This window comes from Telluria sp. AZSoR62 (genome assembly GCF_058111565.1).
Genome location: NZ_JBYTST010000473.1, coordinates 1 through 250, shown reverse-complemented (window position 1 = coordinate 250; position 250 = coordinate 1). Strand labels below are relative to the sequence as shown.

The 250-nt window shown below is 55.6% G+C and carries 1 protein-coding gene; it reads left to right on the top strand.

All coding sequences use genetic code 11. The features are described 5' to 3' along the window. Positions 1–61 precede the first annotated feature (61 nt). A partial coding sequence (locus tag AC3XQU_RS24460; protein WP_489876706.1) for a hypothetical protein occupies positions 62–250 on the top strand: 189 nt, incomplete at its 3' end.

Genomic DNA, 250 nt, shown 5'->3' with positions numbered 1-250 from the left:
CTTGAGGCAGCCCTACCTAAACCACTGAAGCTGGCCGCGAATACGTAGTCAGGGAAGCAAGATGAAGCGACCATCCCCCAGCGTTACGATGACCTGCAACGACCGATCGACCTCGGCTGAACAGCAGGCAGCCTTGCGGTATCAATGGTTGCGCGACAAATCTTTGATCACGGGCCTGGGTAACGGTCCAATGGTTCGAATGGGAATGGGTGATCCGGTATCTGGGCCAGAGCTCGATGCTCAAATTGAC